The organism is Sediminicoccus rosea (assembly GCF_033547095.1).
GTDB lineage: Bacteria > Pseudomonadota > Alphaproteobacteria > Acetobacterales > Acetobacteraceae > Roseococcus > Roseococcus rosea.
Genome location: NZ_CP137852.1, coordinates 233419 through 253150 on the forward strand (window position 1 = coordinate 233419; position 19732 = coordinate 253150).

Sequence of the window (19732 nt, forward strand, 5' to 3'; positions counted from 1 at the left end):
ACACCCAAGACGCGACCCAGCCTCTCAGCGAATGGCCAGGCCGTGATCAACCCCTGTTGATCGCGGCCCAGGCGACTGGGAGGGCATCGCAGCAGCCCAGCCCGGATCCGGGGCTGGGTTGTTCGCGTCACGCCTTCTGCCAGCGCAGGAACAGCGCGCAGCCCATCACCAGCGCCGCGGCGAAGGTGAGCAGCGCCGCCGCCACCCCGCCCAGCGCCGCGGCCGCGCCGCTCAGCCCCTGCAGCACGGCGGCGCCGCCGAAGAAGAAGATGTTCTGCGCCGAGAGCGCGCGCCCCGCCTCCTCCGGCCGCACCAGGCTGCGGAGCAGCGCGAAGCAGAGGATCTGGAAGGAGATGGTGGCGCCGAAGCCCACCAGCAGCAGCCCATCCGCCCAGGCGGGAAAGCCCAGCGGCCCGCCCAGCACCAGCGCCACGACGCAGGCCGCCGCCGCCAGATGCCCGCCCAGCAGCAGGAGGCGCAGATGGCCGAGCCGCCCCACCAGCCAGCCCGCGAAGGCCGGGCCCGCGACGAGGGTGAAGGTGCAGAAGAGCAGCAGGTGCCCGGCCTCGATCCGGCCCATGCCCTTGATGTCCATCAGCCAGGGCCCGCCCCAGAGGCCGCGCACGCCCAGCACCGCGCCGAAGCTGACGAAGGCCAGCGCCATCAGCCCGCGCAGCCGGGGCGAGGTGGCGAATTGCATCACCTCCCGCGCATTCTGCCAGATGCTGGAGCGCGAAGCCTCGGCCGGGCGCTCATGCCGCACCGTGAGCGCGATGGCGAGCATGGCGATGAGCGCCAGCGCGCCGCAGGCCCAGAAGCCCGCGCGCCAGCCCGAGACCTCGACCAGCCAGGCGAGCGGCGAGGCGGAGAGGATCATCCCCGAATTGCCGAAGCCCTGGACCAGGCCCGCCCAGAGGCCGAACTGCGCCTGCGGCACGCCGCGCGCGGCATAGGTCATCGGGCACATCATCATGCCGGAACAGGCCACCCCGAGGACGATCTGCGCCAGCAGCAGCGTGGCGGCCGAGGGCGCCACCGCGGCCAGGGCCGAGCCCAGCACGGCGATGGCCATGAGGGTGAGGGCCACCGGCTTCACGCCATAACGGTCGAGCCCCACGCCGACCGGGATCATCGCGACCGCGAAGGCCGCGGGGAAGGCGCTGGTGATGGCGGCCAGCGTCTCCGCGCTGATCGCGAGGTCGCGCGTCAGCACATCGGTCGCGACGGCGGGCAGGGTGCGGACGGCGTTGGAAAACACATGGCCCAGCGTCAGGGCCAGCAGCGGAACGGCGATGGGATTCAATTGCGGAACATCTTGCCCGGATTGAGGATGCCCTTGGGGTCCAGCGTGGTCTTCAGGCTCCGCATCACGGCGATCGCCTCCATCCCGTGTTCCGTCTCCAGGAATTCCCGCTTGCCGAGGCCGATGCCGTGCTCGCCCGAGCAGGTGCCGCCCAGGTCGAGCGCGCGCTGCACGATCTTCCGGTCGAGCGCCCAGGCGCGCTCCATCTCATCGGCGTTGTTTTCCTCGACCAGGATGATGGTGTGGAAATTGCCGTCGCCGACATGGCCGACGATGGGCGCCTCGAAACCGCTCGCCTCGATATCGGCCTTCGCACCCAGCAGCGCCTCGGCGAGGCGGGAGATGGGGACGCAGACATCGGTGGTGATGCCGCGCTTGCCGGGGCGATAGGCGATGCCGGCCCAATAGGCGTCATGCCGCGCCTTCCAGAGCCGGTTGCGCGTCTCCGCCTCGCGCGCCCAGGCGAAGCCGGAACCGTTGTGGTCGGCGGTGATGGCCTCCACGGCGCTGGCCTGCTCGGTCACGCCCGCCTCGGTGCCGTGGAATTCGAGGAAGAGCGTGGGGACGGGCGCATAGCCCTCCAGCTTGGAATAGGCGATGCAGGCGGCCATCTGGACTTCGTCCAGCAGCTCGATCCGCGCCACGGGAATGCCGAGCTGCATGACGGTGATGACGCTGTTCACCGCGTCCGCCAGCGTCGGGAACTGGCAGACCGCCGCGCTGGTGGCTTCGGGAATGCCATGCAGGCGCAGGCGGATCCTGGTGATGACGCCGAGCGTGCCCTCGCTGCCGATGAAGAGGCGCGTCAGGTCGTAGCCATTGGCGCCCTTGCGCGTGCGCCCGCCGGTGTGGATCACGCGCCCATCGGCCAGCACGACCTCGAGGCCCAGCACGTTCTCGCGGATGGTGCCGTATCTCACGGCATTGGTGCCGCTCGCGCGCGTCGCGCACATGCCGCCGATGGTGCAGACCGAGCCCGGATCCACCGGGAAGAACAGCCCCTGGTCGCGCAGGAATTCATTGAGCTGCTGGCGCGTGACGCCCGGCTCGATGAGACAATCCATGTCCTCGGCGTTGACCTCGAGAATGCCGGTCATGTGGCTGAGGTCGAGGGTGATGCCGGCGCGCACCGGATTCACATGCCCCTCCAGCGAGGTGCCGGCGCCGAAGGGCGTCACCGGCACCTCATGCTGGTGGCAGAGCCTCAGGATCTCGCTCACCTCCGCCGTGGTCTTCGCGAAGGCGACGGCGTCGGGCAGCGTCGGCGTCGTCGTGTCCTCGCCGCGGCCATGCTGCTGACGGATGGCGTCGTTGGTGCTCAGGCGGTCGCCCAGCAGGGCGCGCAGGGCGGCGATGACGGCATCCACGGGTCCCAAGGACGAGGGGGGCGAGAACGAGTTCATGGCGTGTCCTTCCGGTAGCGCGCCATCATGCCCGCTTCGCGCCGCTTGGGCGATGGCTGCCTGGGAGGAGCAGGGTTGCATCATCGGCCGGGCCGATGGCGGTGATGGGGCGCGTGGCGTTGCCCCTGGCCGGCGCGGCGCCCATGCTCGGCCCGTTGAGAGGAGACCAGCATGTTCCGTCCCATCCTTCCGCTGCTCGCGCTCGGCCTGGCCGTCACGGCCGCGCCGGCCCAGGCGCAGCTCGCGCAGTTCTGCAACGGGCGGATCAGCCTGGTGAACATCACGCTCGATCCGCGCTCGGTCAGCGATGCGCGGCGGCCCTGGCTCTATTCCGGCAGTTTCTTGAACAGCACGGGGGCCGCGATCAACACGGTTCTGACCTTCACCGGCCCATCGGGCGTTTACAGCCTGGCCACGGCCCGCCCGCTGGCCATGCCGGGCAGCAGCCAGACCCAGGCGCCCCTGGTGCAATGGCCGAAGAGCATGTCGCAGCCCAGCCTCGGCACCATCGCCGCCGGCGTTCGGGTGGAATGCCCCTGAGGCGGCGCGAAGGTCTTACCAGCCAGCCGCTTCCGTCCTAGCCTTCCGTCCATCGCATGCAACGCAGGAGGAAAGCGATGGCGAACAAGGTCAAGGAAGCCTGGAAGGCCGGCAAGGCCGTGGTGAACGGGTGGCTCGCCATCCCCAACGCGTTCAGCGCCGAGATGTACAGCCAGTGCGGCTGGGATTCCGTCACGGTGGACATGCAGCACGGCGTGCAGGACTACCTCTCCTGCGTGTCCTGCTTCCAGGGCATCGCGGCCTCCGGCTCGGGCGCCACGCCGATGGTGCGCGTGCCGTGGAACGAGCCCGGGATCATCGGCAAGGTGCTGGATGCCGGCGCCTATGGCGTGATCTGCCCGATGGTGAACACGCCGCAGGAAGCGGCCAACCTGGTGCAGTACAGCAAGTATCCGCCGGGCGGCACGCGCTCCAACGGGCCGATCCGCGCGGGCGCCTACGGCTCCTCGGGCAACTACCAGGCGACGGCGAATGACGAGATCCTCGTCATCCCGATGATCGAGACCAAGCAGGCGATCGAGAACATCCAGGCCATCCTGGACGTGCCGGGCATCGACGGCATCTATATCGGCCCGTCGGACCTGTCCTTCAGCTACGGCCTGACGCCGAAGCTGGACGTGGAGGACCCCTTCATCCTCAACATCTACGAGATGCTGCTGAAGGAGACGTCCAAGCGCGGCATCGCGGCGGGCCTGCACAATGGCACGCCGGAATATGCGAACCGCATGATCAAGATGGGCTTCAAGCTGGTCACCATCGCGAACGAGGTCGGCCTCATGGTGGGCGCCGCCAAGGCCGCGGTGAAGGTCGCCAAGGGCTGAACGGCGCAAGGCACATCCTCTGCGTCCTGGGGACGCGGCCCGAGGCGGTGAAGATGGCCCCCGTCATCACCGCCTTGCGGCAGCGCCCCTGGGCACGGGTGAGCGTGCTCAGCACCGGCCAGCACCGCGACATGATCGCGCCCATGCTGGAAATCTTCGGCATCACGCCCGACCTTGCGCTGGACGTGATGCGGCCGGGGCAGAGCCTGGCCGAACTCACCGCGCGATTGCTCCAGGGGCTCGATCCGCTCCTGGCGCGCGAAGCGCCGGCGCTGCTGCTGGCGCAGGGCGACACCACCACCGTCCTCGCCACCGCCATGGCGGCCTTCTACCGCCGCATCCCCTTCGGCCATGTGGAAGCGGGTCTGCGCACCGGCGACATGGCCTATCCCTTCCCGGAGGAATTCAATCGCGTGACGGCGGCACGCATCGCCGCGCTGCATTTCGCGCCCAGCGCTGGGGCACGCGAGAACCTGCTGCGCGAGGGCATCCCGCCCGACCGCGTTCATGTGACGGGCAACCCGGTGATGGATGCGCTGCTGCAGGTGGCCGCGCGGCCCGACTTGCCGCCGGGCCATCCCGCGGCGCCGGGCGCGCGCATGATCCTGCTGACCATCCATCGGCGCGAGAACACGGGCGCCGCCCTGGAGGGGATCTGCCGCGCCGTGGCCGCGCTGCATGACCGCTTCGGCGATGTGGAGTTCGTCTATCCTATGCACCCGAACCCCGCGCTGCGCGCCGTGGTGCGGCCGTTGCTGGGGGCCCTGCCGCGCGTGCACCTGATCGAGGCGGTGGATTATCCGCGCATGGCGGCGCTGCTCAGGCAATGCAGCCTCGTCCTGACCGATAGCGGCGGACTGCAGGAGGAGGCGCCGGCACTCGGCAAACCGGTCTTCGTGCTGCGCGCCGAGACCGAGCGGCCCGAGCTGGTGGAAGCGGGTTTCGCGCGGCTGGTGGGGCATGCGACGCAGGCGATCCTGGACGGCGTCTCGGATTTCCTCACCGACCCGCGCCCGGGGGGCGGCTTCGCGCGTGGCGCCTCCCCCTATGGCGATGGCCAAGCCGCGACGCGCATCGCCGATCTCTGCGGGAGTTTCCTCGGCGTGGAAGCTTGCACCGCGGGCTGAGGCGGCCATGATCGGGCCCCGCAAGCTTGCCACGGTGCCCACATGACCATCTCGCCACTTTCCGCCCTCAAGGTCGTCGAATTCACCCACATGGTGATGGGCCCTACCACCGGCATGGTGCTGGCCGACCTCGGCGCCGATGTCGTGAAGGTGGAGCCAGCGCCGAAGGGGGATTCCACGCGCGCGCTGACCGGCTCGGGCACTGGCTTCTATGCCAGCTTCCAGCGCAATCGCCGCTCGCTCTGCGTGGACATGAAGGCGCCGGAAGGTCTGGCCCTGGTGAAGAAGCTGGTGGCGCAGAGCGACGTGCTGATCGAGAATTTCCGGCCGGGTGCGATGGAGAAGCTCGGCCTCGGCTATGCCGCGTTGAGCGCGGAGAATCCGCGGCTGATCTACTGCTCCTGCAAGGGCTTCCTCAACGGCCCCTACCAGCACCGAACCGCGCTGGACGAGGTGGTGCAGATGATGGGCGGCCTCGCCTACATGACCGGGCCGGAGGGGCAGCCGCTGCGCGCCGGCGCCTCGGTGATCGACATCATGGGGGGCTTGTCGGCCGCCATCGCCATCCTCTCCGTCGTCACCGAGCGGGCGCAGACCGGGCGCGGGCGCTATGTGGAGGCCGCGCTGTTCGAGACGGTGGCGCTGCTGATGGCGCAGCACATGGCGCAGACCGCCATCACCGGCACGGCGCCGCCGCCGATGAGCAAGCGCACGCCCGCCTGGCCGGTCTATGACGTGTTCGATACATCGGATGGGGGACAGGTGTTCGTCGGCGTCGTCACCGACACGGCCTGGCCGGCCTTCTGCGAGGCCTTCGGGCTGACGGAGCTGGCGGCCGACCCCTCGCTCGCCACCAAGCAGCAGCGCGTGGCGCAGCGGGCGCGGACCATTCCCGTGATCGCGGAGGCGCTGCGCCACTACACCAAGCCTGCGCTGATGGAGAAATGCGAGGCGCTGGGCCTGCCCTATGCGCCGATCGGCAAGCCGGCCGATCTGTTCGACGACCCGCATCTCACTGCCAATGGCGGGCTGGTCCCGCTGACGCTGCCCGATGGGCGTTCCGTGAAGCTGCCTGCGCTGCCCATCACGCTGGATGGCGAGCGGCCGGGGCTGCGGCATGATCTGGCGCCGCCCGGCGCGCAGAATGACGAGCTCTGCGCGGAGCTTGGGTATTCGCCTTTGGAGATCGGACGCCTGCGAGACGCGGGCGTGATTGTGTGAAGGGGTCTGGGGCCTGAGGCCCCAGCCGCCGGAGGCACTTATGCTTTGATGACCCCAGCATCGCGCAGATAGGCGAGCAGCGGCAGAAGCGGCAGCCCCAGGATGGCCGTGTGCTCGCCGCGGATGTCGCGCATGAGCTGGATGCCCATCCCTTCCAGCCGATAGGCGCCCACGCTCTGTGTCACGAAGCCACCCTCGCGTGCCAGATATTCATCCAGGAAGGCATCCGAGAAGTCGCGCATGGCGAGGCGCGGCGTGGCGAGATGGTGCCAGGCACGCTGGCCGTTGCGCCAGACCACCACGGCCGTCATCAGTTCATGCGCGCGGTTGCGGAGCTTCAACAGGTGGCCGCGCGCCGCCGCGAGGTCGGGCGGCTTGTCGAACCATTCCCCCTCGCAGACGAGGAGCTGGTCGGCGCCGATCACGACGGCCTCAGGGTGGCGGCGGGCGATGCGGGCGGCCTTGGCATCGGCCAGCAGGATGGCGGTGTCGGCGGCGCTCACGCCCTCGGCCTGGGCGCTCTCCTTGATGGCGGCCTCGTCCACGGCCGAGGGCATGGCCTCGAAATCGAGGCCCGCACCCTCGAGCAGCGCGCGGCGGGAAAGGCTTTGCGAGGCGAGGATCAGCCTCACGAATGCGGCCCCAGCACGGGGGCCGCGGGATCTTCGGGTGCGGGAGCGATCTGGCTGCCGCGCCGCTGGTGCCAGAGCTCCACCTGCTGCATCACCGTGGCCGCCGTCTCCTCGATACTGCGGCGGGTGACGTCGATCACCGGCCAGCCATGCGCGGCGCAGAGCCGGCGGGCGGCCAGGATTTCCTGCTTCACGGCGTCGGGGTCCACATATTCATTCTCGCCCACGCGGACGCCGCCCGCGCCGATCAGCTTCAGGCGGTGGCGGCGGATATCAATCAGCGAGATGGGATCGATGGTCAGCCCCACCACCGGGCAGGGGGGGTTCTCCAGCTCGGGCGGCAGCGGCGCGCCGGGAACGAGCGGGACATTCGCCGCCTTCACACCGCGATTGGCCAGGTAGAAGCAGGTGGGCGTCTTGGAGGAGCGCGAGACGCCGACAAGGACGACATCCGCATTCATGATGCCGGCCGTGCCCTGCCCGTCATCATGGCTCAGCACATAGTGCATGGCATCGATGCGGCGGAAATAGTCGGCATCCATCACATGCTGCGCGGCGCGCTTCTCGGTGGCGCGCAGGCCGATCTCGGCCTGGAGGAGGTCCATCACGGAATCCAGCACGGAGAGGCAGGGCACGCCGAGCCGGCCGCAGGTTTCCTCCAGCGCGTGGCGCAGGCTGCGGTCCACCAGGGTGAAGATGACGGGCCCGGGTTCCTGCTCGATGCCTTCCAGCACGCGGTCCAGGTTCATGCGGCTGCGCACCAGGAACCAGCGATGCTGGATGACGCCGGCATTGTCGAAACGGGCGATGGCGGCGCGGGCGATGCTGTTCAGCGTCTCGCCCGTGCTGTCGGAAACCAGGTGCAGGTTGGTGTTGCGGGAGGGCATGAGGGCTGTGGATCATTCCGCTGGAGGCTGGGGAAAACGGGGATGAATTGTCGCCCGTCACGATACGCCGGCTGGCATCGGGGACAAACCAGACATTTTCCTCACCCCGGGATGAAATCCGGCGCTGGCTGTGCCGGCGCGGGACAATGGGGCGCAAGGCCAGTCCAGGCTTGGCGTTCCGGTGGATGGCGTCCGCCGGACAAGCCTGTGGATGGTTCTGGGACAAACTGCGTCCCCATGATTCACAGGCCCTACTACCAACCACCACCTCTTCTTATTTTCCTTTTTTCCTGGGATGGTCTGGGTCATGACAGACAAGCCCATTCTCCGAGTGCTCTCAGGCGAGAGCGTCTGGCCCCCTCCGGTCTGGCTCATGCGCCAGGCAGGGCGGCACCTGCCCGAATACCGGGCGACGCGCGGCGTGGCCGGCAGCTTCATGGACCTCTGCCTCAACCCGGAACTCGCGGCCGAGGTCACGATCCAGCCGGTGCGGCGCTACGGCATGGATGCGGCGATCCTCTTCTCGGACATCCTGATCGTCCCCTGGGCCATGGGCCAGGGCCTGACCTTCGCGGAAGGCGAGGGGCCGCGCCTGCCGCCCATCACCGACCAGGCGGGCCTCGACAAGCTCGACGTGGCCGGCGCCGCCGCCCGGGCGGAGCCGATCATGGAGACAGTGCGCCGCGTGCGGGCCGGCCTGGCCAAGGACCATCCGAACACCACGCTGATCGGCTTCGCGGGCTCGCCCTGGACGGTTGCCTGCTACATGGTGGAGGGCAAGGGCGGCGGCGAGTTCAAGCACGCCCGTCGCATGATCCATGACAACCCGGCCCTGTTCGGCGCCCTGGTCGAAAAGCTGGAGGCGGCGACGCTGGCCTATCTCCTGGCCCAGGCCGATGCGGGGGCCGAGGCGCTGATGCTCTTCGATTCCTGGGCGGGCCAATTGGCGCCCAACGCCTTCCGCAAGTGGGTGATCGAGCCGAACAAGCGCCTCAGGGCTGCCATCAAGGCCGCCCGGCCCGACATGCCGGTGATCGGCTTCCCGCGCCTTGCCGGGCCCATGCTGGCGGAATACGCGGCCGAGACCGGGGTGCAGGCCGTCGGCATGGATACGGCGATGAACCCGGCCTGGGCCGCGGCCAATGTGCCGAAGAACGTCGCCCTGCAAGGCAATCTGGACCCCGAGGTGCTGATCGCCGGCGGCGCGGCCCTGCGACGGGAGGCGGAATCCATCCTCGCCGCCATGAAGGGCCGCCCCTTCATCTTCAATCTGGGGCATGGCGTGGAGATCACAACGCCTCCGGAACATGTCGTGGAATTGCTTCAAATCCTCCGCGCCGCTTGAAACCCTGCCCGGAGAGGGTATGTGCGGGTGTGAATCCGGGGGTTTGGCTTGATGGCGCGGCGCGTTGCGGTGGTTTTGTTCAATCTGGGTGGGCCTGACGCGCCGGAAAGCGTGCGGCCCTTCCTGGTCAACCTGTTCAGCGACCCCGCCATCCTGCGGGTGCCGGGCTTCGTCCGCCCCTGGCTGGCCAAGCTCATCGCCTGGCGGCGGACCAAGCCGGCGCAGGAGAACTACGCCGTGCTGGGCGGCAAATCCCCGCTGCGCGAATTGACCGAGGAACAGGGCCGCAACCTGGAAGCGGTGCTGCGCGAGCGCGAGCCAGGCACGGAATGGCGCTCCTTCGTCGCCATGCGCTACTGGCACCCGATGAGCGACGAGACGGTGAGCGCCGTGCAGTCCTGGGGCGCCGACGAGGTGCTGCTGGTGCCGCTCTATCCACAGTTTTCCACCACGACGACCGGCTCCTCCATCACCGCCTGGAATGATGCCTGCGCCAAGGCGGGGCTGCGCGTGCCCACCACGGCGCTGTGCTGCTTCCACGCGGATGAGGGCTATGCCCGCTCCACCGCCCGGATGGTGCAGGAGGCCTATGACAAAGCGCGGGCCGAGCTGCCGGCCGAGGTGCCGCTGCGTATCCTGTTCTCGGCGCATGGTCTGCCCGAGAGCATCGTGAAGGCGGGCGACCCCTATCAGTGGCAGGTGGAAAGCACGGTGGCTGCCGTGATCGAGCACCTGACCATCCCGAACCTGGATTCCTTGGTCTGCTACCAGTCGCGCGTCACGCCGCAGAAATGGATCGGCCCCTCGACCGAGGATGAGATCGAGCGCGCGGCGAAGGAGAAGGTCGCGATCCTGATCAGCCCCATCGCCTTCGTCTCCGAGCATTCGGAAACCCTGGTGGAGCTGGATGTGGAGTACCGCGAGGAGGCCGATCATCTCGGCATTCCCGGCTATTTCCGCGTGCCGGCGCAGAACAGCGACCAGGGCTTCATCCTGGCCCTGGCCGACCTGGTGCAGCGCACCCGGGGCTCGGGGCGGGCGCTGTGCAGCTTCGCCGGGGCCCGGCAATGCCCGAAGCAGCATGGCGATTGCCCGCATGCCCGCGCGAAGGTGGAGCAGGGTGCCGTGCAGGACGCGAAGCTCGCGAAGGCGGCGTGATCCGCGCCGTCCTGTTCGACTGCGATGGCGTGCTGGCCGACAGCGAGACCCTGTCCAACCGCATTGTGGCCGAGGAGATCACCGCCCTCGGCTGGGCGCTGGACGGGCATGCGGCGCAGCGGGAGTTCCTCGGGCTTTCGCTGCCCGACATGCTGCCCATCATCGAGGGCCGCGTCGGACCTGTGCCGGCGGGTTGGGGCCTGGCGCTGAGCCATCGCATCGCGCGGGAAATGGAGATCGGCGTGACGGCCATGCCCGGCGCCTTGGCGGCGCTGGAGGCGGTGGTGGCGGCAGGCTTGCCCATGGCGGTCTGCTCCAATTCCGCCCGTGCCGAGCTTGGCATGAAGATGCGCGTGCTGGGCTTCGAGGGCTTTTTCGCAGGCCGGATTCTCAGCTTCCAGGATGTGCCGCGCCCCAAGCCAGCGCCGGATCTCTACCTTGCGGCGGCGGAAGCGTGCGGCGTGGCGCCGGCGGACTGCCTGGTGGTGGAGGACAGCGCCACCGGCGTCGCGGCCGGCCTGGCGGCAGGCTGCCAGGTGGTGAGCCTGGTGCCCGGCCTCGGCGTGCCATACCTGCCCGACCTGGCTGGCCTGGGCGCGCTGCTGGGCTGAAGAGGGCCATGCTTGCCGCCGGACGCAGCGCGAAGCCAGGCGGCCGGCGCCTGATGGCAGAAGATACCAAGAAGGTCAGCATTGTCCTTTGAGGATGCACGCGCGAAGCGCGCGCCGCGCCCAGGCTGCCAGCGCCGCTGTCACATCCTGTCGAGGCGCGAAGCCAAGCGGCCGGAGGCCGCGCCCGGCGCCTGAGGGCGGAAGAATTCAGAACCGCCTGAGCAGCCGATCAATGTAATCAAGTTCCTCGGCCGGCCTTTCGCGCTCCGCCCCACGCCGGCGCAGCTCATCCTGCAGCCGCCGGGTGCGGAGCTGCTCGGCTTCGTCCGGCACGCGGGTGTCGCTGCCATTGTCGGCATTGCCGGTGTTCTCGCGGGCGCGGCGGCCAAGCGGGTCGCGGCCCTCGCCGAGCTGCTGCTCGCCATCCTGGCCCTCGCCGCCCATTTCCATCTCGCCCATGCCCTCCTCTTCGCCCTCGCCTTCGCCCTGGCCCTGGCCGAACTGGCGCTGCATCTGCTGGGCCATCTGGCGGCCGCCCTCCTGCAGGCGGCGCATGGCCTCCTGCTGGGCGGGGCGGGCGTCGCGGCCTTGCTGGAGGGCTTCCATCGCCTCGCGCATTGCCTGGTCGGCCTGGCCGAGGGCCTCGGGGATCTCGCCGGTCAGGTCGCCCTGCTGCTGCATGAGCTCACCCAGGGCGCGGCGGAGCGCCCGCTGGCGGCGGGCCTCGGCCTGGAGCTGGCGCTGGAGCTCCTGCTCGGCCTGCTGCTGTTGCTCCGGCGTGGTCTGGCCGGGCTGGCCGGGGCGCTGGTTCCAGGGCTGGGCCAGGCGGCGCTGCTGGGCGGCGCGTTGTTCCTGCTGCTCGGCACGGCGTGAGCCCTGGTCCACCATCTCGCCCTGGCGGCGCACCATGTCCTGCACGGCGCCCATCTGCTGCTGGCCGCGCTCGCGCTGGCGCTGGCGCTCAGGGGATTCGGAACGGGCAACGCGGCCTTCCTGCAGCGCGCGGAGCATTTCCTCCAGTTCGGCGAGTTCGCGCTGGGCGTCCTCCATGCGGTTCTGGCGGGTCGCTTCCTCCATGCGGCGGGTGCGGCGGTCCATGTCGCGCTGGTCGAGCATGCGCTGCTGCGGGTCATAGGGCAGAGCCTCGGCATTCTCGCGCTGCAGGCGCTCGGCCATGGCTTCGAGGTGACGGCGGATCGCCTCGCGCAACTGTTCGATGCGGCGCTCCACCTCGCTGCGCTGCTGCTCGTTCTCGGCGGGCGGCGTGCGCTCGGCCTCGTTCATCGCCTCGCGCAGCTGGCGCTGGGCCTCGGCGAGGGCGCGGGCGGTGCGGCTGTCGCGGCCTTCCTCCAGCGCCAGGGCGGCTTCCCAGAGCAGTTCCTGCACTTCGCCCACCGCCTCGGCCCGCCGGTCGCGCTGAAGCTGGCCGCGCGCGGTGCGGAGCGCCAGCAGGGTGCCGGCATCATGCTCGAAGGCCTCGGGCGCCTGGGTGATGCGGTCCATCTCGCGCATCGCCTCCATCCGCCCACCGGGGTTGAGCGAGAGGCCCTTGCGGATCTCGATGATGGCGCGCGCCACGGGGTGGTTGAAGCTGCGCTCGGGCAGGATGAGCGTCACCTCCTCCGAGCGGCCCTCCTGCTCGGCGCCGTCGCGGGCGATGAGGCGCAGCGTGACCGGCAGCCCTGCCCAGGGATGCGCCGAGAGGTCGGGCTGCGCCAGGCCGCGCGCCTGCTTCGGCGCGGCGGAGGGCAGCGTCATCTCCAGCGTGATGGGTGCGGCGTCGGGGCGGGCGGCCAGGTGGAACTCGGCCCGCAGCGTGGCGACGCCCCAGTCATCCTCGGTGCGCCAGGGCAGCCGGAGCGCCAGCCCGCGCGGCGAGCGGACGGGCACCTCGGTGAAGGCGGCGATGGGCGGCGCATCGGCCTGGACGGCGAGGTTCCAGGTGACGATCTCCGTCCCCTCGCGCCGGATGGTGATGCGCGCGCCGGCCTGCATCACGGCCTGGGCGGTGTGGCTGCCGCCGCCGCCCTGGCTGGTGATCGGCGCCTCGAAGGCCAGGCCGGGCAGGCCGATGATCTCGGGCAGGGCGGTGCCCGGGCCGCCGGAAAGCGCGACCTGGAGGCGGCTGCCGGCCGGGATGGTGGCGCTGCCGCCCTGGGCGGGCAGGAAGATGGGCGGAGCGCCGGTATAGGCGGGCGGCGTCACCCAGGCCTCGATGCGGAGCGCCGCCGCGGGTGGCGGGCTGCCGAAATGGGGTGTCAGGCCGCGGGCGAGCAGGGCGGGCGCATCGCCCCCGGCGGCGAAGAGCGCGGCGCAGAAGGCGACCAGCACGCCGGCCCGCAGCGCGCGCGGGTCCCGTGCGGCGAGGCCGGGGCGCGGCGTGCCGACGCGCAGCTTGCCGATCATCCGCCGCATGCGGGATTGATGCGCCTGCCACAGCGCCAGACCGTCCGGATCCTGTGTGGCGGGCTGGTCCTGCAGGGCGGCGAGGGGGCGGTGCTTCAGCCCGGTCTCACGCTCCAGCCGGCGGTCCACCGCGGCCGCATCAGGGCCGCGGAATCCCTTGAAGCCGTGCCGCAGGGCGAGGACCAGCGCGGCCGCGAAGCCCGCAAGGATCAGGACATGGGCCCAGCCGGGCAGCAGCGCGGGCAGGCCGGCCAGGGCGAAGATGCCGAAGAGGCCGAGCGTGCCAAGGGCCGGCCAGAGCGCCGGCCAGAGGGCCTCCCACCACAGCGCGGCCCGGGCGAGGGCGCGCTTGCGGGCGAGGCGCCCCGCCGTCACGTGGCCCAGCCGGCGTGGTCGGCCGGCGGCAGGCGCTGGCCTTCGATCAGGGCCGCGTGGGATTGCCGGTCACGGATCACCGTGAAGCGGTTTCCTTCCACCATCACCTCGGCCGCCAGCGGGCGGGCATTGTAGGTGCTGCTCATCGAGGCACCGTAGGCGCCGGCATCAAGAAAAGTCACCAGCGAATTGGGGGGCAGCGCGGGCAGGTCGCGCCCCTTGGTGAAGGTGTCGCTGCTTTCGCAGACAGGGCCGACCACATCTGCCGGCGAAAGCGGCGCGTGGAAGGCGGCGGCGGACACCGGCAGGATGCCGTGCCACGCCTCATACATGGCCGGGCGCAGCAGATCATTCATCGCGGCGTCCACGATGACGAAGCGGCGCGTCGTGGCCTGCTTCTCAACAATGACACGCGCGAGCAGCACACCGGCTGGCCCGCAGATCCAGCGCCCCGGCTCCAGCATGATCTTCACGCCGAGATCGCCGAGGCCGGCCTTGATGGCGCCGGCCAGGGCCGCGGGGGTGCCCGGCGTCTCGTCGCGATAGGGGATGCCGAGACCACCGCCACAATCCACCCGCAGCACCGGGTGGCCCGCCGCGCGCAGCTCCCGCACCAGCTGGCCCAGGCGCTGGTAGGCGGCGCGGTAGGAGGCCACGCCCTGCGCGATCTGGCTGCCGATATGCACGGTGAGGCCGACCGGATCGAGGCCGGGCAGCGCGCACATCTTCGCATAGAGGGCGGGCGCCATGGCGATGGGCACGCCGAACTTGTTCTCGGTCAGGCCGGTCGTGATCTTGGCGTGGGTCTTGGCGTCCACATCGGGGTTCACGCGCAGCGCGCAGCGGGCCCGCTTGCCCATCGAAGCGGCGACGGCGCTCAGCATCTCCGCTTCTTCCGCGGATTCGATGTTGAGCTGGAGGATGTCCTCCGCGAGCGCCAGGCGCATCTCGCGCTCGGTCTTGCCGACGCCGGAGAAGACGATGCCCGAGGCGGGAACGCCGGCAGCGCGGGCGGCGCGCAGCTCGCCCTCGCTCACCACATCGGCGCCCAGGCCCTCCTGGTGCAGCAGGTTCACCACGGCCAGCGCGGGGTTGGACTTGGTGGCGAAGTGGATGGAGGCGTCGAGCCCCGCCTCGGCCAGCGCATCGCGCAGGCTCCGGGCGCGGCGGCGCAGCGTGGTGGCGGAATAGACCCAGGTCGGCGTGCCGACGACATCGGCGATGCGGGCGAGCGAGACCTCCTCCACCATCAGCCCGGCGATGGGGTCCATCGCCAGCGCGGGGCGCGCGGCCAGGAGGTCGGCGAAGGAGGGGTCGGGGCTGTCGAAGACAGGAGCGGGAGCGGCCATCACGGTAGATAAGGGGCGGAGGGGGCGCCCGCCAAGGGTCCTAACCCTTCTCGCGGGGTGCCGAGAGCTCCCGGAAGGCGGGGGAATCCCGCTCCATATGCGCCAGCCAGAGTGCATCCGGGGCCGGTCCGGCCGGGTGGCGGAGGAAGACCTGCAGCAGGCAGGCCCGGTTGAAGGGATCCATCAGCGCCCGCTTGACCGCCCAGGCAAGGAACATCGCGAGGAACAGCCCGCCACCCGACCAGTCGCCCGGCATGGCGCGCGCAATCGCGACGGAAGGCGCCAGCAGCAGCGCGAAGCTCCCGACGACGAGCAGCACCGTGGGCGGCAGCAGGACCAGGCGGTTGCGCATCATCGCGCCGATGTTTTGCGCGTAGAGGATCAGCCCCTGCCGCGCCGCCGCCCAGGGCTCGCCGGTGGAAGGACGGAGCGCCTGGGCGATGATCACGAGGCTGGCCGGCCCGGCGAGGAAGCGCAGGGTGGCGCGCAGCAGGACGAGCAGCTGCGAGACCAGGGTCGTCTGGATCAGGCGGCGCGTCAGGCCGTGCAGCAGCTCGAGCGCCGCGTCCATCGCGCGGCGCAGCAGCCCCTCCAGCCGGAGCAGCGCGGCGGGGTCGGGGAAGCGAGCGGCCACCAGCGCCCGCGCCGCGCCGATCTGCGCCCGGCCGGCGGGCAGGGTGCCGCCTTCCAGCAGCGTGACCATGGCGGCCAGGTGTGCGGCCGTGAGTTCATGGAGAATGCGCGCCCGCCGTTGGTGGATGAGCAGGGCGGCCAGGCCCGCGCCGGCCGCCCCGCCCAGCATCATCGCCACGTCGAGGAACTGGGGGTCGAAGACGAGGCCCAGGATCTGCCCCAGCCCCGCGCCGGCCGTGATCAGCGCCAGATGCAGCGCCACGATGCCAGCATGGAGAAGCACCTGCAGCAGCAGGAAAGGCCAGGTCCGGGCCATGAGGCCGAGGGAGCGGAAGAAGGAGAAACGCCACATCCGCGTCACCGCCGGAACAGGATGACCGCCGAGATCGCCTGGAGCACCGCCGCCGCCGCCAGCACCGCCGCACCGGAGCCGGTGAAGTCCCGCAGCAGGCCGAAGGCCCCGGGTGTGAGCGCATAGGTCGCCTGGTTCACGGCCGTGACAAGGGCGACGACGCGGCCGACATCGGCGCGCGGGAATTCCACCTGCGCGATCATCGGTGGCAGCGAGAGCATGTTGCCCACGGTGAGGCCCACCACCATGCATCCGGCCAGCAGCCAGGGCGCCGACACATCGAGCGCTGCGAGCAGGACGAGCGTGCCCAGCGTCTGCACGGCGAAGTTCCAGGCGCCGGCGCGGCGGCGATCCGCGCCCACGGGCAGCGCCCAGCCCAGCAGCGTGCGGCCCGCTACGGCGCAGAGGGTGATGAGGCTGAGCGCGAGCCCGGCGCCGAAGGCGCCGAGCGTGGGTGAGATCAGCGAAAACAGGTGCGCCAGCAGGCCCACCAGCGCGGCGGCGCCCAGGCTGAACCCGGCGCAGAGCCGCAGGAAGCGGGGCTCGCGCCAGATCGCCCGGCCAGGCGGCAGGCGGGCCGCCTCCATGGCCCCGGCGGCGCGCGGCGCGGGCAGGTCGGGCGCGATGCCGCGGCTTTGCGGCGTGTGGCGCAGCACCAGCAGGGCGAGGGCGGCCATGACGGCAAAGGTGGCGGCGGCGACCGCCGCACCGGCGGCCGGAAAGCCCCATTGCGTGATGAGCAGCGCCCAGAGCGGTGCGAAGACCACGCCGCCCATGCTGGCGCCATTGAAGGCGAGCGCCAGCGCGGCCGGGCGCCTGCCATCGAACCAGGGGGTGATCATGGCATTGATGGAAGCGCCGCTGGTCAGCGCCCAGCCCGCGCCGCTGAAGATCGCGGCGGCGAAGATATGCCAGGGCTGCGTGGCGGAGGACCAGCCGAGCAGGCCGGCCGTGGTCAGCGCCGCCCCCAGCAGCACCACGCGGGTGATGCCGAGCCGTGCCTCGACGGCGGGGAAGCGCGCGACGAGCAGTGCGCCCAGCAGGAAATGCGTGGTGATGGCGGCGGAGACGAGGGAGACGGACCAGCCATGCCGGTCGTGCAGCGCCTCGAGGAAGATGCCGGGGCCATAGAAGCCGATGCCCCAGGCGAAGATGGCGATGGTGAAGGCGGCCCAGACGACGCGCCAGCCGAAATAGCGTGGTTCCGTTCTCACCATGGCCCCCATCCTCCGGGCTGGAGGATGGGGGAATGGTGCCGGATCAGGCGCTTTCGTAAAGCCGCGTCAGCGAGAATTCGCGATGGCCGAGCAGTTCGGCCGCCGTGAGCTCGCCATCGGCGGTGCGGATCATGCAGTCGAGCAGCGCCTCGCCCGCATCGTCCATGTTCATCCGCTTTTGCAGCAGGCCGGTCACGTCCACATCGATGTGTTCGCTCATGGTGCGCTGCGTGCGCGGATTGGCGGTCAGCTTGATCACCGGCAGGATCGGGTTGCCGATGACATTGCCCTGGCCGGTCGGGAAGAAGTGCACGGCATAGCCCGAGGCCGCGCAGAGCGTGACCATCTCGGCCGCGGCCGAGGAGCTGTCCATGAACCAGAGCCCGGGGCCGGTCGGCACCTCGGCCTTGTCCAGCACGCCATCGACCAGGCACTTCTTGCCGATCTTCTGGATGTTGCCGAGGGCCTTTTCCTCGATGGTGGTCAGGCCACCCTCGATGTTGCCCTTGGTGGGCTGGCTGTCCGAGAGGTCGCTCGTCTTGTTCGCCTCGATGACGGCCTGGTAGCGGTCGAACATCGCCATGAACTGCTGGCGGATCTCGGGCGTCTTGCAGCGCGCGGCCACCAGGTGCTCGCCACCCGTCAGCTCGGTCGTCTCACCGAAGACCAGCGTGTGGCCGGCTTCCCAGAGCTTGTCGAAGGCATTGCCGACGGTGGGGCAGGAGGCGAGGCCGGAGGTCGTGTCGCTCTCGCCGCACTTGGTCGAGACCCAGAGCTCCTGCAGCGGCGCCTTCACCTTCCTGAGCTTGGAGGCGTGCTTCACCATGCGATAGGCGGCGCGCGAGGCGTTCATGATGGTGTTGAGGTCGCCATTCTGCTCGATGGCGAAGCCTTCCACCGGCTTGCCGCTGGCGGCGATGCCCTCGACGATCTTGCCGGTCCAGCCGGGCTCGATGCCGATGACGATGACGGCGGCGACGTTCGGGTTGCAGCCGGTGCCGATCAGCGTGCGGAAATGCAGCTCGAGGTCGGCGCCGAATTGCAGGCGGCCATAGGCGTGCGGGATCGCCATCGCACCCTTGATGTTGTTGGCGACGGCCTCGGCGGCGGCGTTGGAGAGGTCATCCACCGGCAGGATGATGACGTGGTTGCGCACGCCCATGCGGCCGTTCTCGCGGCGCCAGCCCTCGAAGGAGGAGCCCTTCAGATTGATTGCCATGTGGCGTTCCCCCTTACCAGCGCTTCGTCTTGACGTTGTGGACGTGCAGGTGCTCGCCCGGCGCGATGTCGGCGATGGCCTTGCCGATGTCGATGCCGTACTTGATGATCGTGTCGCCCTTCTTGATGGGCTTGATCGCGAGCTTATGGCCGATCGGGATGTCCGACTTCGCGTCGAACTCGATCATCTTGTCCTGGTCCATGATCCAGCCGTTGATGCGGTTGCTGGCGCTCAGGCCCTCAACCACCACGACTCCCACGGAATCACCTTCGTCATGCACGACGAAATGAATCGTCATCGGGGTTCCCTCCTGTTCAACGGGGACGACGCTAGGCCGCCCTTGAAATGCAGTCAACTATATGACCTAGATGAGCTGCATGAATATCGAAACCCCCGTATGGCGCCAGGTGCGCGCCGCCATCGTGGCGCAGATCGCCGCCGGCGAATTCCCGCCCGGCACGCCACTCCCCGCCGAGCGCGCGCTGGCCGAGCGGTTTTCCTGCGCCATCGGAACGATCCGCCGCGCGACCGATGGCCTGGTGGCGGAGGGGGTGCTGAGCCGCCAGCAGGGCCGCGGCACCTTCGTGGCGCAACATACCCCCGAGCGGCTCTTCCGCTTCTTCCATCTCCGCCGCCCCGACGGCGCGGCCGAGCTGCCGCGCACCGAATTCCTCGACTTCGCCGAACGCCGGGCCGACCGCACCCAGGCCGCCGCCCTCGGGCTGGAGCTGGATGCGCCGCTGCTGCGCGCGCGGCACCTGCAGCATCTGGGCGGCCGCCCCGCGATGCTCGAGAAGCTCTGGCTGCCGGCGACGCTCTTCCCGGGGCTGGATGGCGCGCGCTTCGCCGGCCGGCCCGGCACCGTCTATGACCTCTACCAGCGCGAATTCGGCATCAGCGTGACCCGCATCGACGAGCAGCTGCGCGCCGCGATCCCGCCCGCCCGCGTCGCATCGCGCCTTGGGCTGCGCGTGGGGGAGCCCGCCCTGTTCATCCAGCGCGTCGCCCATGCGGTGGATGGAAAGCCAGTGGAATTGCGCCTGGCCTGGGCCGATACGCGGGACCTCGCCTACTTCAACAGCCGGGCCTGACGTGGCAAAACACCCGCCTCA

General features: G+C 70.2%; 18 protein-coding genes. 8 read left to right on the forward strand and 10 right to left on the reverse strand.

Features of this window, described 5'->3' with window-relative positions; genetic code table 11:
- Nucleotides 1–127: 127 nt before the first annotated feature.
- Both R9Z33_RS01040 and R9Z33_RS01045 read right to left on the reverse strand, forming a co-directional pair.
- A complete protein-coding gene (locus tag R9Z33_RS01040; protein WP_318649443.1) occupies nt 128–1303 on the reverse strand; it encodes an MFS transporter in 1176 nt (391 codons plus the stop codon).
- Nucleotides 1300–2706, reverse strand: a complete 1407-nt coding sequence (locus R9Z33_RS01045) for an FAD-binding oxidoreductase (protein ID WP_318649445.1) — start codon at nt 2704–2706, stop codon at nt 1300–1302. Before R9Z33_RS01045 ends, R9Z33_RS01040 begins: the two co-directional genes overlap by 4 nt.
- A gap of 171 nt (nt 2707–2877) precedes the next feature.
- Here R9Z33_RS01045 and R9Z33_RS01050 point away from each other — a divergent pair, with 171 nt between their 5' ends.
- From R9Z33_RS01050 to R9Z33_RS01065, 4 genes are all read left to right on the forward strand, one after another.
- The gene (locus R9Z33_RS01050) at nt 2878–3246 is read left to right on the forward strand and encodes a hypothetical protein (protein ID WP_318649446.1); all 369 of its coding nucleotides are present in this window, start codon (nt 2878–2880) and stop codon (nt 3244–3246) included.
- A gap of 77 nt (nt 3247–3323) precedes the next feature.
- Nucleotides 3324–4088, forward strand: coding sequence for an HpcH/HpaI aldolase family protein (locus R9Z33_RS01055; RefSeq protein ID WP_318649447.1), 765 nt, complete (start codon nt 3324–3326; stop codon nt 4086–4088).
- Between the two features lie 26 nt (nt 4089–4114).
- Nucleotides 4115–5215, forward strand: a complete 1101-nt coding sequence (wecB, locus tag R9Z33_RS01060; RefSeq protein WP_318651595.1) for a non-hydrolyzing UDP-N-acetylglucosamine 2-epimerase — start codon at nt 4115–4117, stop codon at nt 5213–5215.
- 42 nt (nt 5216–5257) lie between these two features.
- A complete protein-coding gene (locus tag R9Z33_RS01065; RefSeq protein ID WP_318649448.1) occupies nt 5258–6436 on the forward strand; it encodes a CaiB/BaiF CoA transferase family protein in 1179 nt (392 codons plus the stop codon).
- A 38-nt stretch (nt 6437–6474) separates the two neighbouring features.
- Here R9Z33_RS01065 and R9Z33_RS01070 read toward each other — a convergent pair whose 3' ends face one another.
- Complete coding sequence (locus R9Z33_RS01070; RefSeq protein ID WP_318649449.1) at nt 6475–7068, reverse strand: Maf family protein; 594 nt, start codon at nt 7066–7068, stop codon at nt 6475–6477.
- Entirely contained in the window at nt 7065–7955 is an 891-nt protein-coding gene (locus tag R9Z33_RS01075; RefSeq protein ID WP_318649450.1) for a pyruvate, water dikinase regulatory protein, read from the reverse strand. Before R9Z33_RS01075 ends, R9Z33_RS01070 begins: the two co-directional genes overlap by 4 nt.
- Nucleotides 7956–8262: 307 nt before the next feature.
- Here R9Z33_RS01075 and hemE point away from each other — a divergent pair, with 307 nt between their 5' ends.
- The 3 genes from hemE to R9Z33_RS01090 all read left to right on the forward strand — a co-directional run bounded on the left by hemE (nt 8263) and on the right by R9Z33_RS01090 (nt 11069).
- Nucleotides 8263–9300 (forward strand): uroporphyrinogen decarboxylase, encoded by a 1038-nt coding sequence (hemE, locus tag R9Z33_RS01080; RefSeq protein ID WP_318649451.1) that lies wholly within the window; start codon nt 8263–8265, stop codon nt 9298–9300.
- Nucleotides 9301–9369: 69 nt separating this feature from the next.
- Nucleotides 9370–10458 (forward strand): ferrochelatase, encoded by a 1089-nt coding sequence (gene hemH / locus R9Z33_RS01085; RefSeq protein ID WP_318649452.1) that lies wholly within the window; start codon nt 9370–9372, stop codon nt 10456–10458.
- The gene (locus R9Z33_RS01090) at nt 10455–11069 is read left to right on the forward strand and encodes an HAD family hydrolase (protein WP_318649453.1); all 615 of its coding nucleotides are present in this window, start codon (nt 10455–10457) and stop codon (nt 11067–11069) included. The genes hemH and R9Z33_RS01090 overlap by 4 nt, the downstream gene beginning before the upstream one ends.
- A gap of 207 nt (nt 11070–11276) precedes the next feature.
- Here the strand turns inward: R9Z33_RS01090 and R9Z33_RS01095 are convergent, their stop codons facing one another.
- The 6 genes from R9Z33_RS01095 to R9Z33_RS01120 are packed head-to-tail and all read right to left on the reverse strand — an operon-like array spanning nt 11277 to nt 18918.
- Nucleotides 11277–13850, reverse strand: coding sequence for a TIGR02302 family protein (locus R9Z33_RS01095; RefSeq protein ID WP_318649454.1), 2574 nt, complete (start codon nt 13848–13850; stop codon nt 11277–11279).
- Nucleotides 13847–15199: a diaminopimelate decarboxylase gene (gene lysA, locus R9Z33_RS01100; protein WP_318649455.1), complete on the reverse strand. Its 1353-nt coding sequence runs from the start codon at nt 15197–15199 to the stop codon at nt 13847–13849. The genes R9Z33_RS01095 and lysA overlap by 4 nt, the downstream gene beginning before the upstream one ends.
- Nucleotides 15200–15239: 40 nt before the next feature.
- Nucleotides 15240–16184, reverse strand: a complete 945-nt coding sequence (locus R9Z33_RS01105) for a hypothetical protein (RefSeq protein ID WP_318649456.1) — start codon at nt 16182–16184, stop codon at nt 15240–15242.
- A 5-nt stretch (nt 16185–16189) separates the two neighbouring features.
- Complete coding sequence (locus tag R9Z33_RS01110) at nt 16190–17401, reverse strand: MFS transporter (RefSeq protein ID WP_318649457.1); 1212 nt, start codon at nt 17399–17401, stop codon at nt 16190–16192.
- Nucleotides 17402–17444: 43 nt separating this feature from the next.
- A complete protein-coding gene (locus R9Z33_RS01115; protein WP_318649458.1) occupies nt 17445–18620 on the reverse strand; it encodes a UxaA family hydrolase in 1176 nt (391 codons plus the stop codon).
- Between the two features lie 13 nt (nt 18621–18633).
- Nucleotides 18634–18918: a UxaA family hydrolase gene (locus tag R9Z33_RS01120; protein ID WP_318649459.1), complete on the reverse strand. Its 285-nt coding sequence runs from the start codon at nt 18916–18918 to the stop codon at nt 18634–18636.
- A gap of 79 nt (nt 18919–18997) precedes the next feature.
- Here R9Z33_RS01120 and R9Z33_RS01125 point away from each other — a divergent pair, with 79 nt between their 5' ends.
- Complete coding sequence (locus tag R9Z33_RS01125) at nt 18998–19711, forward strand: GntR family transcriptional regulator (protein ID WP_318649460.1); 714 nt, start codon at nt 18998–19000, stop codon at nt 19709–19711.
- The last annotated feature ends 21 nt before the right edge of the window (nt 19712–19732 follow it).

What these genes read in the sequence shown, in the direction of transcription:
- R9Z33_RS01120 (WP_318649459.1), bottom strand. Translation starts at nt 18,918, where the DNA reads ATGACGATTCATTTCGTCGTGCATGACGAAGGTGATTCCGTGGGAGTC.
- R9Z33_RS01050 (WP_318649446.1), top strand. Translation starts at nt 2,878, where the DNA reads ATGTTCCGTCCCATCCTTCCGCTGCTCGCGCTCGGCCTGGCCGTCACG.
- R9Z33_RS01105 (WP_318649456.1), bottom strand. Translation starts at nt 16,184, where the DNA reads ATGTGGCGTTTCTCCTTCTTCCGCTCCCTCGGCCTCATGGCCCGGACC.
- R9Z33_RS01045 (WP_318649445.1), bottom strand. Translation starts at nt 2,706, where the DNA reads ATGAACTCGTTCTCGCCCCCCTCGTCCTTGGGACCCGTGGATGCCGTC.
- hemE (WP_318649451.1), top strand. Translation starts at nt 8,263, where the DNA reads ATGACAGACAAGCCCATTCTCCGAGTGCTCTCAGGCGAGAGCGTCTGG.
- lysA (WP_318649455.1), bottom strand. Translation starts at nt 15,199, where the DNA reads ATGGCCGCTCCCGCTCCTGTCTTCGACAGCCCCGACCCCTCCTTCGCC.
- R9Z33_RS01055 (WP_318649447.1), top strand. Translation starts at nt 3,324, where the DNA reads ATGGCGAACAAGGTCAAGGAAGCCTGGAAGGCCGGCAAGGCCGTGGTG.
- R9Z33_RS01115 (WP_318649458.1), bottom strand. Translation starts at nt 18,620, where the DNA reads ATGGCAATCAATCTGAAGGGCTCCTCCTTCGAGGGCTGGCGCCGCGAG.
- R9Z33_RS01125 (WP_318649460.1), top strand. Translation starts at nt 18,998, where the DNA reads ATGAATATCGAAACCCCCGTATGGCGCCAGGTGCGCGCCGCCATCGTG.
- R9Z33_RS01065 (WP_318649448.1), top strand. Translation starts at nt 5,258, where the DNA reads ATGACCATCTCGCCACTTTCCGCCCTCAAGGTCGTCGAATTCACCCAC.
- R9Z33_RS01110 (WP_318649457.1), bottom strand. Translation starts at nt 17,401, where the DNA reads ATGGTGAGAACGGAACCACGCTATTTCGGCTGGCGCGTCGTCTGGGCC.
- R9Z33_RS01075 (WP_318649450.1), bottom strand. Translation starts at nt 7,955, where the DNA reads ATGCCCTCCCGCAACACCAACCTGCACCTGGTTTCCGACAGCACGGGC.